The sequence below is a fragment of the Kribbella sp. NPDC023855 genome, assembly GCF_040639475.1.
Lineage (GTDB): Bacteria > Actinomycetota > Actinomycetes > Propionibacteriales > Kribbellaceae > Kribbella.
Window position 1 is genome coordinate 202751 of sequence record NZ_JBFAAA010000014.1, and the last position, 15275, is coordinate 218025.

The 15275-nt window shown below is 68.9% G+C and carries 14 protein-coding genes; 10 read left to right on the forward strand and 4 right to left on the reverse strand.

The annotated features are described in order from the left end of the window. Positions 1-83: 83 nt before the first annotated feature. Complete coding sequence (locus AB0F51_RS34700; RefSeq protein WP_360286986.1) at positions 84-665, reverse strand: helix-turn-helix transcriptional regulator; 582 nt, start codon at positions 663-665, stop codon at positions 84-86. An 85-nt stretch (positions 666-750) separates the two neighbouring features. Here AB0F51_RS34700 and AB0F51_RS34705 point away from each other — a divergent pair, with 85 nt between their 5' ends. After that, on the forward strand, positions 751-1728 hold the full coding sequence (locus AB0F51_RS34705) for an NAD(P)/FAD-dependent oxidoreductase (protein ID WP_360286988.1): 978 nt from the start codon (positions 751-753) through the stop codon (positions 1726-1728). On the opposite strand, the gene AB0F51_RS34710 is transcribed toward AB0F51_RS34705, so the two are convergent. Next, entirely contained in the window at positions 1706-2278 is a 573-nt protein-coding gene (locus AB0F51_RS34710) for a CGNR zinc finger domain-containing protein (protein ID WP_360286991.1), read from the reverse strand. The two genes, AB0F51_RS34705 and AB0F51_RS34710, sit on opposite strands and share 23 nt — an antisense overlap. A gap of 38 nt (positions 2279-2316) precedes the next feature. Here AB0F51_RS34710 and AB0F51_RS34715 point away from each other — a divergent pair, with 38 nt between their 5' ends. From AB0F51_RS34715 to AB0F51_RS34725, 3 genes are all read left to right on the forward strand, one after another. Next, a complete protein-coding gene (locus tag AB0F51_RS34715) occupies positions 2317-3498 on the forward strand; it encodes an MFS transporter (protein WP_360286994.1) in 1182 nt (393 codons plus the stop codon). 85 nt (positions 3499-3583) lie between these two features. Beyond that, positions 3584-4042 (forward strand): sigma factor-like helix-turn-helix DNA-binding protein, encoded by a 459-nt coding sequence (locus AB0F51_RS34720; protein WP_360286997.1) that lies wholly within the window; start codon positions 3584-3586, stop codon positions 4040-4042. Continuing rightward, positions 4039-5286 (forward strand): hypothetical protein, encoded by a 1248-nt coding sequence (locus AB0F51_RS34725; RefSeq protein ID WP_360287000.1) that lies wholly within the window; start codon positions 4039-4041, stop codon positions 5284-5286. The genes AB0F51_RS34720 and AB0F51_RS34725 overlap by 4 nt, the downstream gene beginning before the upstream one ends. A gap of 22 nt (positions 5287-5308) precedes the next feature. Here AB0F51_RS34725 and AB0F51_RS34730 read toward each other — a convergent pair whose 3' ends face one another. Further along, positions 5309-5905, reverse strand: a complete 597-nt coding sequence (locus tag AB0F51_RS34730) for a TetR/AcrR family transcriptional regulator (protein ID WP_360287003.1) — start codon at positions 5903-5905, stop codon at positions 5309-5311. 250 nt (positions 5906-6155) lie between these two features. On the opposite strand from AB0F51_RS34730, the gene AB0F51_RS34735 reads away from it, so the two are divergent. Genes AB0F51_RS34735 through AB0F51_RS34750 form a run of 4 tightly spaced genes read left to right on the forward strand, consistent with a single transcriptional unit; the run spans position 6156 to position 11147 of the window. Continuing rightward, the gene (locus AB0F51_RS34735; RefSeq protein WP_360287004.1) at positions 6156-7499 is read left to right on the forward strand and encodes an ammonium transporter; all 1344 of its coding nucleotides are present in this window, start codon (positions 6156-6158) and stop codon (positions 7497-7499) included. Continuing rightward, complete coding sequence (locus AB0F51_RS34740) at positions 7496-7834, forward strand: P-II family nitrogen regulator (RefSeq protein ID WP_131346991.1); 339 nt, start codon at positions 7496-7498, stop codon at positions 7832-7834. The genes AB0F51_RS34735 and AB0F51_RS34740 overlap by 4 nt, the downstream gene beginning before the upstream one ends. After that, positions 7835-10096: a [protein-PII] uridylyltransferase gene (locus AB0F51_RS34745; protein ID WP_360287007.1), complete on the forward strand. Its 2262-nt coding sequence runs from the start codon at positions 7835-7837 to the stop codon at positions 10094-10096. 10 nt (positions 10097-10106) lie between these two features. Beyond that, entirely contained in the window at positions 10107-11147 is a 1041-nt protein-coding gene (locus tag AB0F51_RS34750) for a DUF2332 domain-containing protein (protein WP_360287008.1), read from the forward strand. A 1-nt stretch (position 11148) separates the two neighbouring features. Here the strand turns inward: AB0F51_RS34750 and AB0F51_RS34755 are convergent, their stop codons facing one another. After that, positions 11149-11823 carry an arginase family protein gene (locus tag AB0F51_RS34755; RefSeq protein ID WP_360287011.1) on the reverse strand — a complete coding sequence of 225 codons (675 nt, stop codon included), beginning with the start codon at positions 11821-11823 and terminating at the stop codon, positions 11149-11151. A gap of 386 nt (positions 11824-12209) precedes the next feature. Between AB0F51_RS34755 and ffh the strand changes: the two genes are divergently transcribed. Further along, positions 12210-13766, forward strand: a complete 1557-nt coding sequence (ffh, locus tag AB0F51_RS34760; protein WP_360287013.1) for a signal recognition particle protein — start codon at positions 12210-12212, stop codon at positions 13764-13766. A gap of 189 nt (positions 13767-13955) precedes the next feature. After that, the coding region (locus AB0F51_RS34765) for a lytic transglycosylase domain-containing protein (RefSeq protein ID WP_360287015.1) at positions 13956-15275 on the forward strand (1320 nt) is incomplete at its 3' end.

The following is a 15275-nucleotide window of genomic DNA, read 5'->3' on the forward strand; positions in this document are numbered from 1 at the left end:
GACAGAGTCCTCTCATCGATTCACGACCGAGTGGTGGGGCGGTAGGTACTCCGGCTGGTGCTGGCGCCGCCGGAAGAGTACTACTACTTCGCGCGGGCGCGGACGTGCATCCGCTCGCCCTGCGGGCCGAACAGGCAGAGCATCTCGGCCGGCCCGGGCCCGGGGTTGCCGAACCAGTGCGGGACCCGGGTGTCGAACTCGGCCACCTCACCCTCGCGCAGGACGAAGTCCTGGTCGCCGAGGACGAGACGGATCCGGCCGGACAGCACGTAGACCCAGTCGTAGCCCTCGTGCACGCGTTGCTGCACGTCGCCGCCCGGCCAGCCGTCCGGGACGATCTGCTTGAACGCCTGCAGGCCGCCCGGCCGTCTGGTGAGTGGGACGACCGTGGCGCCACCGTGGCGCTTGAACGGCTTGGCGTGCACGCGCGGGTCACCGGTCGGCGGCGCGTCGACCAGCTCGTCCAGCTGGACCTGGTGAGCGCGCGCCAGCGGCAGCAGCAGTTCCAGGGTCGGGCGGCGCTGCCCGGACTCCAGCCGGGACAGCGTGCTGACCGAGATGCCGGTGGTCTCCGACAGCTGGGTGAGCGTGGTGTCGCGCTCCAGGCGCAGCGCGCGCAGCCGCGGGCCGACCGCTTCGAGGACGTCGTCCAGATCAGGTTCCATGTTGCCATTCTGGCAAAGAAGTTTGTCATTTTCGATGGTGCGGCAGAAAGTCGGACCAGCAGCACGACAACGAAGGAGCACGAAGATGAAGCGGTACGACGTGGTGGTGATCGGCGGGGGAGCAGCCGGGTTGAGTGGCGCGCTGGCCTTGGTCCGGGCGCGCAGGTCCGTGCTGGTGGTCGACAACGGCACGCCCCGCAACGCCCCGGCCGAGCATGTGCACAACTACCTGACCCGGGACGGTGTCCCGCCTTCGGAGCTCTACTCCATCGGGCGGGCCGAGGTCAGCGGGTACGGCGGGGACGTGGTGATCGACACCGTGACGGGGGTGCGGCCAGGCGGATCGGAGTACGGGTTCGTGGTGGAGTTGGCCGGGCGGGAGGCGGTGGAGGCTCGGCGGTTGCTGGTGACTACCGGGGTTGTCGACCGGCTGCCCGCAGTACCGGGGCTGGCCGAGCGGTTCGGCCGGGACGTGTTGCACTGCCCCTACTGCCATGGGTGGGAGGTGCAGGACCAGGCGATCGGCGTACTGGCTACTGGCGGGATGGCTGGGCATCAGACGCTGCTGTTCCGGCAGTGGAGCGATGACGTGACGCTGTTCCTCAATGACGTGCTGGAGCCGACAGAGGAGGAGTGGGAGCAGTTCGCCGCTCGCGGGATCTCTGTGGTGCAAGGAAAGGTGGAGTCAGTTGAGGTGACCGACGACAAGCTCACCGGGGTCCGGCTGGAGGGTGGCAGGGTCATCCCGCGACAGGCGCTGGTCGTGCAGACCGAGCTGGAGGCGCGTGCCGACTTCCTGACCGACCTGGGACTCAAGGCGGTCGTGCGAGAGGCGCGCGGGGTAGTAGTCGGCACGGCGATCGAGTCGGACGCCACTGGGGCCACTGCGGTCCCAGGCGTCTGGGTGGCGGGCAATGTCACCGACCCGATGATCCAGGTGATCACCTCCGCTGCGGCCGGCCTCGCGGCAGGCGCAGCGATCAACGCCGACCTGGTCAACGACGACACCCGCAAGGCAGTAGACGCCTACCGCGCAGGCGTCACGGTGTCTGCAGTCGTCTAGCTCTATGGGCCGCTGCCTTGACGCGGCTTTGGCACTGGGGTGAGCAGAACCGCCGGGCGCTGTTGCGGGAGGCGTCGACGAACACCCGGTCGCAGGCCGGCGCGGAACAAACACCGAGCCGGCCTGCCAGGTCGCTGCCGAGTGCCATGGCCAGCCCTGCCGCGCAGCCTGCTGCCCAGCCGTTTCCCAGGGTGTCGTCGGCGCCGTGGAAGTGAAGATTCCAACCTGGTGAGCCGGTTCGGTCGAGTTGCGGCCGTGCGTTGGTGTCGAGCAGCAGGGCGTTGGTCTCTTCGGCGGCCCGGTCCAGGTCTCCGCTGTGGGCCGCCTCGAAGACAACGCGCATTCGCCTGGCCACCGCCGTCAGGTACTGCGCGTCGCCGGTGCTCACTTCTGGCCTCGGCCGGCCGTCGTCACCGAGCGCATCCGCGGTCGCCTCGGCGAGGTCGTCCGGACCGCTGAAGGCCGAGCCGCCGGCGTACCCGGGCGTCAGCCGGTTGACCAGCGCGGTGGCAGCGGTCAGCACGGTGAGGATGTGACTATCGAAGTTCACTTGACCAGTCACTCCGGAGTTTCGTAGGGTCTCGTCTCGTGACCAACCATACCGAGTTAGCCAGTCATCGACGGTTGCCGGCGGTCGTCTGGGTCCTGGTGGTCGCTCGCGGAGTGAATCGGCTGGGCGCCTTTACGCTGCCGTTCCTCGCAGTGGTGCTGACGGTGGAGCTGGGGGCCACGGTCGCCCAGGCAGGGCTGGTGCTGACTGTGTTCGGGGCCGCGACGTTGCCGTCCCGGGTCTTCGGCGGGTGGCTGGCTGATCGATTCGGGCGCCGGTGGACCATCGTGTTCGGGCTGGTCGGCTGCGCGGTGGGGCAGGTGTGGATCGCGGCCTCGGGGAGCCTGTGGTCCGCGGTGCCGGCGGTAGTGGTGCTGGGGCTGGCGTTCGAGATCTACGAGCCGCCGAGTCAGGCGATCATCGCCGACGTGACCGAGCCCGCCGCCCGGCCGGCGGCGTACGGGTTGCTGGGCGCGGTGATGGCGGTTGCTGGGGTTGTTGCCGGGCTGTTGGCCGCGTGGCTCGGCCAGTGGGACCTGCGGTGGCTGTTCGTCGCCGATGCGGTCTCGTGTCTGGCCTGCGCTGTGCTGGTGGCGATCGCGTTGCCGGGTGGGGTGCAGGCAGCACCGGCGGCTGCAGCGGTCTGGCGCGACCGGCGGCTGCTGTTGGTACTCGCGTCCGGCACAGTCTTCGCAGTACTCGCCATGGTGATCGTGTTCAGCCTTCCGCTCACTCTGCTCGACCGTGGTGTGCCGGCCTCGGGCATCGGGCTCATCCTGGCCGTCTCGGCGATCGCGCAAGTCGCAGTACAGCCAGTACTGCGAAACCGTCGGCTGCAGGCGCTGGAGAACTTCCAAGCCATGACGCTGGGCTATGTCTTGCTGGCTGTCGGTCTGATCGCGAATGGCTTCTCCCACAGCCTGCAGGCGTTCATGGCCGCTGCTGTCGTGTGGAGCCTGGCCGACTTGATACTGATCGGCCGTGCGCTGTCGATAGTCGCCGAACTGGCTCCAGAACACGCACGCGGTCGCTACCTCGCCACCTACGGCCTCAGCTGGGGAGTGGCCACAGCAGTAGCGCCACTACTCAGCACTCAGGTGTATAAGGCGGCAGGCCCAGTAGCCCTCTGGGTCGGCTGCGGCCTGCTTGCAGTGGTGTTGGCAGCCCTCCAGCCAAGCTTGCGCCGCCAAGTGCGGTCACACCCTCCCCATCCCGGGTAATTCAGAGGTTGAATGCACTAAGCACCCCGCGTTGGGCGTTGTTCGGCGCTTGCGCCACCCAACGCAGGGCACTAGGGAGGGTTGAATGCGCGAAACAGTCGACCCGGAGTTCGCCGCGTACGTCGATGCGCGGCAAGGGAGATGGATCCGTACGGCGTACCTCGTGTACGGCGATCTGGAGCGGGCTGAGGAGCAGCTGCTGGACGCCTTCACGCGGTTGTCGTTGCGGTGGGGGAAGGTCGACGACCCGGACGCGTACGTGCTCGGGAACCTCTACCAGGCGGCGTTGTCGCGCTGGTCGCGGGCGAAGGCGTTCGAAGGCGAGGAGGATCTGGTCAAGACCGCATTGGCCGCTCTCACGCCCCAGCAGCGCGCAGTACTGGTGCTCATGTACTTCGAGGAGCTCACCGAGTTCGAGACCGGGGAGATCCTGAGCATGTCCCACTCGGCCGTGCACTCGACCGCCATGACCGCCGTCCGCCGGTTCCGGCTCGAGCTCGGTACGCCGGACTGGCGCGACGTCACCAAAGGAGACTCGCGATGAGGCGGGAGGAGGTCCCTCTCCTGCTGAGCAGGGCATCCGAAGGCATCCCAGAGCCGGACCTGGCCGATGCGGCCTGGGCTGCAGCAGTCGCACACCGCCGCAGGCAGCGGCGCAACACCGTGTCCGGGTTGGTTCTCCTGCTGGTGCTAGCGATCGTCGTTGCCCTGGTGCTCACGCTGGGAGGCGGCAAGAACGCCTTCACTCCACCTGACACCACACCTACTCCACCCGGCACCGTTCCGCCGGCCGGGCAGATCTCCGGCATCGACTACTGGAACGCACCGCCCGCAGGGAGCGAGCGCTTCCTCGATCGGCTCGCCACCCCACTGGGCGACGCACTGCGCGTCCCGGACAATCCCGACGATCTCCGGACCAAGCCGATCGAGCAGCTCGCGGCGGTCATCGTGGCTTCGCAGGAAGGCGGCTATGTGCCTCTCTTCCTCAGTGCAGACTCCCGCTGGGCATACGGCTACCGCCAATTGCAGCCCATCGCCACAGGCCATCCACTCAGCTCTGGAGCCATCGCATCCAACGGGACGCTCGTGGCCTTCCCACAGCCCGGAGCTGTCTACGTCATCGACGCCAGTACTGCGAACAGCCGGCTGATCCCCTTGCCGTCGAGGGATATCCGCAGCGTCTCGTGGCTGGCCAACAGCACCCGCTTGATCGTCAGCGGGCCGGGTACGGCGTACCGGCTCGATGTCGATCTGGAGACCTCTACCGACCCGGTCATCGGCGGCGCGCCCCCCAGCAACGATGCCGAGGACGCCACCACGCCGTACCGGCTGGAAGGTGTCGCGGGCGGTGTCACGCTGCGGCAGTACGCCGGGGCCAACGGCTGGGTGGAAATCAGCAACCCGCGGCTGCCGGTCGCCAGCTGGGTGGGACAAACGTTTGCTGGCGGCAACTTGGTGGGCCGGGTGTTCGTAGCAGGCCGTCTGCCGCAGGTCCCGACCGTCGCGTCGGCAGCCCAGGTGGTCGCGGCGATCTCCACACTGCAGCCGCTCGAGGACCGGCTACTGGTCCTCGGCGAGACACCGGCGGCCACACCGACCCCGGGCCGGACCACCCCGGACCGGATCCGCGAACCGGGCTGCTGCTTCGTACTCGGCTGGTACAACAGCCAGATCGCACTGTTCCAGGTCACCGACTGGCTGCTGGCCTGGAACGTCCAGACCGGCCAGGTCCGCCGCGTGGCCGAGCTCGAGGTCGACGGTGTCGCCCTCGGCCCCGGCATCCGCTGACTACGTGTCCTGAGTCGGACACTCAGTCGGACACGCACCGCATGGTCATCTCGACCAAGTGGTCAGCCTCCTCGACGGGCGGCATCTCTTCTCCCGTCAGCGCCCGGATGATCAGCACTCCGGCCAGCCACTGCACCATCAGGACCGGGTCCGCATTGGCCCGGATCGGCTCACCCCGCTTCCGGGCCCGCTCCAGTGCTGCCTCGGTCAAGGCGATCCGGCGCTGCAGGAAGCTGCGGTAGAAGGCGCCGAACTGCTCGTCGCGGTTCGCCTCGCTGACGGCCAGCCGGATCAGCGCGACGCCTTCCTTGGTGTTCACGAACCCCAGCGCGTGGCGATAGACCTGGCGCAGGTCGCCGGCCAGCGAACCGGTGTCGGCATCGGGAATCTCGATGTCGAACAACTCGGCCATCGCATCGTTGGCCAGCTGCTCCTTGCTCGCCCAGCGCCGGTAGATCGTCGCCTTGCCGACGCCGGCCGCCTCGGCGACGTCGTCCACCGTCATCCCGTCGAAGCCGCGCTCCAGCAGCAGCCGGACGGCGTACTGGCGGATCCTCGGCTCGGCGTCCGGGTCCCGCGGCCTGCCGCGGCGCGGCCTTTCGGTGCTGCTCGTCCCCATTTCGTACTTCCCCAGCTCGGACGGTCGCAGTGGCGCGGCTGCTGGCCGTGTGGTCAGGCCAGAGTGCCACAACCAGGCCGATGTCACGCCGATGTCACCTGAGGAGCCGCTTTGTCACATGCCTGAAACATGCGGACCGATCGGTTGAAACGACACGCCGACACCGTTTGCGATGTGGGCGGCGCGGGTTCCCCGGCGTTGTGGAACTCCCCGATCGAGGACGCGGCCCACCCCCAGATCGATGGAAGGGATGACGTTGATGGAGATCAACGCCGGCGATACCGCCTGGGTCTTGGTCAGTGCCGCCCTGGTGTTCTTGATGACACCGGGCCTGGCTTTCTTCTACGGCGGCATGGTGCGCGTCAAGAGCGTGCTGAACATGATGATGATGAGCGCCATCACCATCGCGGTCGTCACCATCTTGTGGGTGGTGGTCGGCTACTCGCTGACGTTCGGTGGTGACTCCGGGCATGTGATCGGCGACTTCTCGCTCGCGGGGCTGAAGGGCCTGATCGCTCCCGAGGCGGTCACCGGCACGATCCCGACGCTGGCCTTCGTCGCCTTCCAGCTGATGTTCGCGATCATCACCCCGGCGCTGATCTCCGGTGCGATCGCCGACCGGGCCACCTTCCGGGGCTGGATCGCCTTCGTCGCGGGCTGGACCTGCCTGGTGTACTTCCCGGTCGCGCACTCCGTCTGGTTCCTCGACGACGGCAACGGCGGCTGGATCGGCGACAAGCTGAAGGCGATCGACTTCGCCGGTGGTACCGCGGTGCACGTCAACGCCGGTGCCGCGGCACTCGCGCTGGCGCTGGTGCTCGGCCGCCGGGTCGGCTGGCGCAAGGACCCGATGCGGCCGCACAGCCTGCCGCTGGTCATTCTCGGCGCCGGTCTGCTGTGGTTCGGCTGGTTCGGCTTCAACGCCGGTTCGGCGCTGAGCGCCGGCACCACCGCCGCGGTCACCTTCGTGAACACCCAGATCGCCACCGCCGCCGCGGTGATCGGCTGGCTGATCATCGAGCGGATCCGGCACGGCAAGGCCACCACGCTGGGGATGGCGTCCGGTGCCGTGGCCGGTCTGGTCGCGATCACCCCGTCCTGTGGCGCGGTCACCCCGGTCGGCGCGATCATCCTCGGCCTGGTGGCCGGCGGGATCTGTGCCTTCGCGGTGTCGCTGAAGTACAAGCTCGGCTTCGACGACTCGCTCGACGTGGTCGGCGTCCACCTGGTCGGCGGTCTGGTCGGCTCGCTGGCGATCGGCTTCCTGGGCAGCGCCGCCGCGCCGTCCGCGGTGGACGGTCTGTTCTACGGTGGCGGTGCGGGGCAGCTCGGCCGGCAGGCGCTGGCCAACCTGGCCGTCGGTGTCTACTCGTTCGTGGTCGCCTTCGCGCTCGGCAAGCTGATCGACAAGACGATCGGCTTCCGGCTCAGCGAGGACGACGAGGTCGCGGGTGTCGACCAGGTGGAGCACGCCGAGACGGCGTACGACTTCCTGGCCGCGGGTTCCGGCCTGCGCGGTCACAGCACCGTGGTCCGGACCCCTGTCGTGCAGGATGACGCCGAGACGGCCGACAAGGAAGGTGCGAACGCATGAAGCTGATCACCGCGGTGGTCAAGCCGCACAAGCTGGAAGATGTCCGGGCCGCGCTGGAGACGTTCGGAGTGACCGGGATGACGGTCACCGAGGCGAGCGGCTACGGCCGGCAGAAGGGCCACACCGAGGTCTACCGGGGCGCGGAGTACGAGGTGGACCTGGTCCCGAAGGTCCGGCTCGAGGTGGTCGTCGAGGACGGCGACAGCGCCGACGTGGTGGACGTGATCGTGAAGGCCGCGCAGACCGGCAAGATCGGTGACGGCAAGGTCTGGGTCACCCCGGTCGAGACGATCGTCCGGGTCCGTACCGGCGAGCTGGACGGAGACGCCCTCTAGATGGTGGATCGAGCAGCACAGCGGCGCGTGCGTGCCGAAGAGGCCGACGCGCTGCTGTACCTGCTCCTCTCCAAAGCCTGCGACGCCCTCGGCCTACCCGCCGAGGGCGTCGCGCTGGTCGCCGTCGGCGGCTACGGCCGGGAGGAGCTCTCGCCGTACAGCGATCTCGACGTGATGCTGCTGCACACCGAGGGATACCCGCAGATCGACGAACTGGCCGCCCAGATCTGGTACCCGCTGTGGGACTCGCGGACCAAGCTGGACCACAGCGTCCGCACGGTTGCCGAGGCCTCGGCAGCGGCCGCGGACGACGTACGGGTTGCGCTGGGCTTGCTGGACGCCCGGCATGTGGCAGGCGACTCCCACCTCACCCTGCAGCTGCGGTCGGTGCTGATGGCCGACTGGCGCCGTACTGCGAAGACGCGGCTGCCCGCGTTGGCCGAGGCGTGCCGCGAGCGGGCCAACACGGTTGGCGAGCTGGCGCACCTGGCTGAGCCTGACCTGAAGGAGGCGTACGGCGGGTTGCGGGATGCCGTCGTACTGCGTGCGCTGGTCGCCTCCTGGTTGATCGACGTACCGCATCCCGTGGTCGAGCGAGCCCGGCTGGACCTACTGAACATCAGGGACGAGCTGCACACCGTCGCCGGCCGGGCAACCGACCGGGTGGTCGCAGACGTGGCAGGTGAAGTCGCTGCGGGACTGGGACTCCCGGATCGCGATGCCCTGCTGCGACACATCTATTCGACCGGCAGAACGCTCGCGCACGTGTGTGACGTGTCGTGGCGGCGGATCGAGAGTCTCACGGCCCGGCCGCCGCGTTCGCGACGACGTAACCGCACTGGTGGGCCGCTGCTGCTGGCACTGGACGAAGGCGTTGGCCAGCACGAGGGCGAGGTCGTCCTGATGCCCGACGCCCGCCCGGAGCGGGACGCGGCGCTAGGGCTGCGTGCTGCGGCTGTGGCCGCCGACAGGGACCTGGTGTTGTCTCCGGCTGTCTGTGCTCGGCTGGCGAGCTCTGCTGCTCCTCTGCCCGAGCCCTGGCCTGCCGAGGCTCGACGGTTGCTCTGTGCGCTGGTCGGTGCGGGGACAGGACTCCTGGAGGTCTGGGAGGCGCTGGACCAGGCCGGGTACATCGCACGCATCCTGCCTGAGTGGGATCTGGTTCGCTTCCGTCCGCCGCAGTCGGCGGTGCACCGCTACACGGTCGACCGGCATCTGCTGGAGACCTGTGTCGAAGCGTCGAAGATGGTTCGCGACGTACGGCGTCCTGACCTGCTGCTGATCGCCGCTCTGATCCATGACCTCGGCAAGGGGGTCGAGGGCGACCACAGCGTCACCGGTGCGGCCATCGCCACAACTGTTGCTCGCCGGCTGGGCTTCGCGGAGGCTGATGTCGACACGATCACCTTGCTCGTGCGGCAGCACCTCGTACTGGCGCAGGTGGCCACCAGGCGCGACCTCGAGGACCCGATGACAGTGGATCTCGTCGCGGGCATCGTGGGCGACACCGAGACCCTGGACCTGCTGGAAGCCCTCACGTACGCCGATGCGCGCGCTGCCGGTCCTGCGGCCGCGTCACCTTGGCGGCTGCGGCTGGTGGGCGAGCTGACCCGCCGTGTCCGCGGTGAGCTGTCCGGGGGAGGGGCCGGCCTGTGGACTGAGGCTCCGCCGATCCCCGTACCCGAACTGCATCACATCGTCGGCGTGGGCCGGCTCGGCGTGACAGTGTCCGAGCACCGGGGTGATGTGCGGGTCAACGTGGCTGTGCCTGACCAGGTCGGAACGCTGTCGACGGTGGCCGGAGTACTGGCGGTGGAGCGGCTCGCAGTACGGGCTGCTGTGGTCACCTCCGTCGAGGGGCTCGGGATCTCGCAGTGGTCGGTGGCCGGGTCTGCCCCGGATCCCGTACGGCTGCGTGACCGGCTTGCTGTGGCTCTGCGCGACGACAGCGACCTGGTACGCCGGTTGGCCGCGCGGGACGCGTCCAGAGGCAAGAGTGCCGCCAGCCGAGTCGACTTGTTGCCAGAGGCATCAGAAACGGCCACTGTGCTGCAGGTGCGGGCGCATGACCGGCCGGGACTGCTCTACGACGTCACTGCCGCGATCGCCTCGACCGGAGCGGATGTCAGGTCGGCACACGTCAGCACCCTCGGTGCGGAGTGCGTGGACGTCTTCTACCTGACCGACCGCAACGGCTCTCCACTGGAGCCAGAGGACGCGCGCACCACGGCCAAGTCGATCCTGGATCGCCTGACGTTCTAGGGTCGGGTAGGTGAACCTAGTACAGGCATTGCAGCGGCAGGCGGTGGCTTGCGAGGACCTGGGATCGCCCATGTACGCCGACTTGTTGCGGCGGCTCGTGGACGACTACGAGCTCGGTGGGTCGTCCACGAAGGTGCTGGCCGGGTTCGAGTCTCTGCCGCCCGACGCTGCGCTCGGGTTGCGGTTGCTGGGCGCAGTACACCGGCTGGTGTTGTCCGGGGCGGCGCCTGAGCTTGCTGCGTTCTACCCGAGTGTTGGAGGCGAGTGGGACCCGGTACTCGGCTGGGAGGCCTTCGACCAGGTACTGCTCGCGCGTGGGCCCGAGTTGCGCAACCTGCTGACCCAGGCACCGCAGACGAACGAGGTCGGCCGCTCCACCGCCCTGTACGGCGGACTGCTGCGGCTTGCGGAGGTCGTGCCGCTTCCCGTGCGGCTGTTCGAGATCGGCGCGAGTGGCGGGCTCAACCTGCGGGCCGATCACTTCCGCTACAACCTGGCCGACGGGACCAGCTACGGGCCGGCTGAGAGTCCGGTGGTCCTGGAGGACGCTTGGTCCGGCCGTGAGATCACTCCGGCTGCCGTGCACATCGCAGAGCGGGTCGGCAGCGACATCTCGCCGGTGAACCCGCTGAGCGAGGACGGGGCGCTCACTCTCACGTCGTACGTGTGGCCGGATATGACTGCCCGGCTGGAGCGACTCCGCGGAGCACTGGAGGTCGCCCGGAAGGTGCCGGCCGACGTACGGCGTGAAGACGCGCTGTCCTTCTTGCGGAACCTGGAGCTGGCCGAGGGGCACGTCACGGTCATCTGGCACTCCGTCATGTGGCAGTACCTCGCGCCGGAGGACCAGGCGGCAGCGGACAAGCTGATCAACGCCCTGGGAGCCAAGGCGACTCCGGCGACACCGCTGGCGCACCTGTGCCTGGAACCAATGCGCCGTACGCCGGACGCCGAGCCGGAGTTCCTCGTCGTACTGCAGACCTGGCCCGGGGGAGTGCCCCGCATCCTCGGCACCGCCGACCCTCACGGGCTTCCTGCGCACTGGGAGTGACCTAGGTCAGTGCCGCAACCAGGGTGTCGGTGAGTTCGGCCGCGTACCTGCCGTCGGGGTCGAGGTCCGGGTCGAAGATGCCGATGTCGATGCCTACGCAGTTGGCTGAGGCCAGCAGTGGCTGCAGGAGTCCGCGTAGGTGCTCGTGCTGCAGACCACCGGGGTCTGGGCTGTCGACGGCCGGCATCACCTCGGAGTCGAGGATGTCCACATCCAGGTGCACCCAGAACCCGTCCAACTCATCCCGCTCCAGATGAGCCAGTACTCCGGCCGCGGCGGCTGCCGGGTCGTCGATGATCGTGAGCGCCGACCAGTCGGGGATGCCCGCTTCGCGCAGGCTGTCGAGATACGCCTCGTCCTCGCGGTACCCGAGCATCACGGCATCGGTGTCGAGGACGTACGGCCCGAGGTTCTCGAGATTCGTCAGGTCGTCCTGCCCGCGACCGGTCACCAACGCGAGCGCCTCACCACCGGCGGCTCCGACGTACTCGTCGTTGTCGACGGTGCGGAAGTCGGAGTGCCCGTCGAGATAGACCACGCCGTACCGGCCGCGCCGCTTGAGCGCCAACGCCGGTCCGAGCAGGTTGCTGCACTCGCCACCCAGCAACACGACGAACTTGTCGTCCTCGAGCAGCTTGCCCAGCCGATCGGCGAGCTTGGTCGTGTATGTCGCCATGGCGCCTGCGTTGAAGACCCCGTCCCCAGGCTTCCAGTCGCCCCGGTCGTACCGCGGCGGCGTCACACACCCCGCGTCCCCGGCCCCGATCCGCCCCACAAACCCCTGATCCCGCACCGCCCCCGCCAACTTGTAACACCCCGGCACACTCCCCGGCACCGGTGGCCGCAACCCCAAATTGGACGGCCCGTCGAGCACGACCCTGCTCTTTCCCACGACCCCACCCCTAACCACTACTTACAGAAGATTCGGTTAGCCGATGCTACCCCCGCTCCGGTCCGCTACCCGTCCGGCCGGGCCGGTAGACTCGTGGAGTTGCCTGGGGGTCTTGGCGACTGCCTCCTCCACCGGAAACCGCGTCACCGGAAGAAATGGACTGTGTTCTCGTGTTCGACACGCTTTCTGATCGCCTGTCCGCCGCCTTCAAGAATCTGCGCGGCAAGGGCAAGCTGACCGACGCCGACATCGACGCGACCGCCCGGGAGATCCGGATCGCCTTGCTGGAGGCCGATGTCGCGCTGCCGGTGGTGAAGGACTTCATCGCCGCGGTCAAGGAACGCGCGAGTGGTGCCGAGGTGCGCGGCGGGCTGAACCCGGCGCAGCAGGTGATCAAGATCGTGAACGAGGAGCTCGTCACGATCCTCGGCGGCGAGACGCGTGAGCTGCGGATGGCCAAGCGGCCGCCGACGGTGATCATGCTGGCGGGTCTGCAGGGTGCCGGTAAGACCACGCTGGCCGGCAAGCTCGCCAAGTGGCTGAAGGAGACCAAGCACCAGACCCCGATGCTGGTCGCGGCCGACCTGCAACGGCCGAACGCGGTCACCCAGCTGCAGGTGGTCGGCGATCGCGCCGGCGTACCGGTGTTCGCGCCGGAGCCTGGCAACGGTGTCGGTGACCCGGTCGACGTGGCCCGGCAGGCGATGGACGAGGCGCGGACCAAGCAGTACAGCGTGGTCATCGTCGACACGGCCGGCCGGCTGGGTGTCGACGAGGAGCTGATGAAGCAGGCCGCGGACATCCGCGACGCGGTCACCCCGGACGAGATCCTGTTCGTCGTCGACGCGATGATCGGCCAGGACGCGGTCACCACCGCGCAGGCCTTCCTCGACGGTGTCGGGTTCGACGGCGTGGTGCTGTCCAAGCTCGACGGTGACGCCCGCGGTGGTGCGGCGCTGTCGATCGCGCAGGTCACCGGCCGCCAGGTGATGTTCGCCTCGAACGGCGAGAAGCTCGAGGACTTCGACGTCTTCCACCCCGACCGGATGGCCTCGCGCATCCTCGGGATGGGCGACGTGATGAGCCTGATCGAGAAGGCGGAGAAGTCGTTCGACGCCGAGTCGGCCGCCAAGACCGCCGCCAAGCTGCAGAAGAAGGGCGGCAAGGACTTCACCCTGGACGACTTCCTCGCCCAGATGCAGTCGGTGCGCAAGATGGGTCCGCTGACCAAGATCTTCGGCATGCTGCCGGGCGCGGCCCAGTTCAAGGACCAGCTGGAGAACTTCGACGAGCGTGAGATCGACCGGATCGAGGCGGTCATCCACTCGATGACGCCGGCCGAGCGGGCCGATCCCACCATCATCAACGGCTCCCGCCGGCTCCGGATCGCGAACGGTTCCGGTACCGAGGTGGCCACCGTCAGCGGCCTGGTCGAGCGGTTCTTCGAGGCCCGCAAGATGATGTCCGCGATGGCGTCCGGCAAGGGAATGCCGGGCATGCCCGGGATGCCGGGCATGCCGGGCATGGGCGGCGGGAAGAAGGCCAAGCAGCAGGCGAAGAAGGGCAAGCCCAAGCGCGGTTCGGGCAACCCGGCCAAGCGGGCCAACCAGGGCCCGAGCGAGCCTGCCGCACCGGCGGCCGGTCAGCTCCCGGCGGCCTTCGGCGGGGCCGCGGGTGGCGACTTCGAACTGCCGGACGAGCTGAAGAAGATGCTCGGCGACAAGTGACTCCAGCCCCGGCCGCCACCGGGGGTAGTCGTCCAGATCGTGGGCACGAATCGGTCCGTGAGCGCAAGTCAACCATCGGGCAGCAACACAAGTCCGATCGTCCGCGGTTGCCCAGGCCCCACCGAGGGCTAAGATCATCACTACGCCCGAAGCACGCTGGTACTGCGAAACGTTGTGGGGACGGTTCGGATGAGGCAGCAGTTCAGGAACCTGGACACCTGGCGGGGGAAACTGACCGCCGTCTGGGTCTGTGTTGCGCCCCCGACCGCCATGGTCGTGGTGTTCGTGGCCGGGGGAGTCACCTCGAACACGTTCATCGTCGACGCCCAAGCGCTGAGTCAGCCGCGCCAGGACTCCGTCTTCGACGAGCTCGCCCAGAACCTGCCGTCCGGTCCCGGTGTCGACGGCAGCGTCGCCACCGAGCAGAAGTCCCAGATCCAGGTTCCGGTCACCGGAGCCGTGGACAGCGCCCAGCAGCCCGGGACAGGAGTCACCGGTGACGCCTCCGGCATCCCGGGGACCGTGCTGGCGGCGTACCAGAAGACCGCGAACGACCTGGCGCTGGCCCAGCCGAACTGTGGCATCACCTGGCCGCTGCTGGCCGGGATCGGCAAGGTCGAGTCCGCGCACGCCAGCGGCGGCCGGGTCGACGCCACCGGGCTCACCCGCGGCAAGATCCTCGGCCCCGTGCTCGACGGCGGCCCGGGGATGGCGGCGATCGCCGACACCGACCAGGGCGCGTACGACGGCGACACCAAGTGGGATCGCGCGGTCGGCCCGATGCAGTTCATCCCCGGCACCTGGAAGTCGTTCGGCGCCGACGGCAACGGTGACGGCGTCAAGGACCCGCACAACATCTTCGACGCGGCCCGCTCGGCCGGCAACTACCTGTGCTCGGGCGGAGCGAACCTCAAGGACCCGGCGGGCCTGGTTCAGGCAGTACTGCGGTACAACCACTCGATGGACTACGTGTCCACCGTGCTGCGCTGGATGCAGACCTACAGCAAGTCGACCGTGACCATCCCGGACGACAGCAACCCGATCACCCCGCCGGTGGACGAGAACGGCAACGTCGACCACGAGGACGACCCGACCCAGGTGCCGACCACGCCGACCACCCCGGTCGAGCCGACGACGCCGCAGCCGACGACGCAGCCGACCACCCCCCTGCCGACCACGCCTCAGCCCACCACGCCGCGCCCGACGACGCCCCGGCCGAGTACGCCGAAGCCCTCCTCCCCGACGCCGCCGAAGACGCCGCAGAACACCCCGCCGCCGACCACGATCCCGACCCGGCCCACCACGACGCCGACGCCGACGCCGACCCCCACTCCGACGCCGACCCCGACGCCGACTCCCACCCCCACACCGACCCCGACGCCGACCCCCACGCCGACGCCGACCCCCACGCCGACCCCCACGCCGACCCCCACGCCGACCCCCACGCCCACGCCCCCGCCCCCTGGCCCGCACCCGCCCGGGCCCCCGACCCCCCCCCCCGCGCCCCCC

Coding starts and splice junctions, on each gene's coding strand:
- AB0F51_RS34700 (WP_360286986.1), bottom strand. CDS start 665: ATGGAACCTGATCTGGACGACGTCCTCGAAGCGGTCGGCCCGCGGCTG.
- AB0F51_RS34705 (WP_360286988.1), top strand. CDS start 751: ATGAAGCGGTACGACGTGGTGGTGATCGGCGGGGGAGCAGCCGGGTTG.
- AB0F51_RS34720 (WP_360286997.1), top strand. CDS start 3,584: ATGCGCGAAACAGTCGACCCGGAGTTCGCCGCGTACGTCGATGCGCGG.
- AB0F51_RS34725 (WP_360287000.1), top strand. CDS start 4,039: ATGAGGCGGGAGGAGGTCCCTCTCCTGCTGAGCAGGGCATCCGAAGGC.
- AB0F51_RS34730 (WP_360287003.1), bottom strand. CDS start 5,905: ATGGGGACGAGCAGCACCGAAAGGCCGCGCCGCGGCAGGCCGCGGGAC.
- AB0F51_RS34735 (WP_360287004.1), top strand. CDS start 6,156: ATGACGTTGATGGAGATCAACGCCGGCGATACCGCCTGGGTCTTGGTC.
- AB0F51_RS34740 (WP_131346991.1), top strand. CDS start 7,496: ATGAAGCTGATCACCGCGGTGGTCAAGCCGCACAAGCTGGAAGATGTC.
- AB0F51_RS34745 (WP_360287007.1), top strand. CDS start 7,835: ATGGTGGATCGAGCAGCACAGCGGCGCGTGCGTGCCGAAGAGGCCGAC.
- AB0F51_RS34755 (WP_360287011.1), bottom strand. CDS start 11,823: ATGGCGACATACACGACCAAGCTCGCCGATCGGCTGGGCAAGCTGCTC.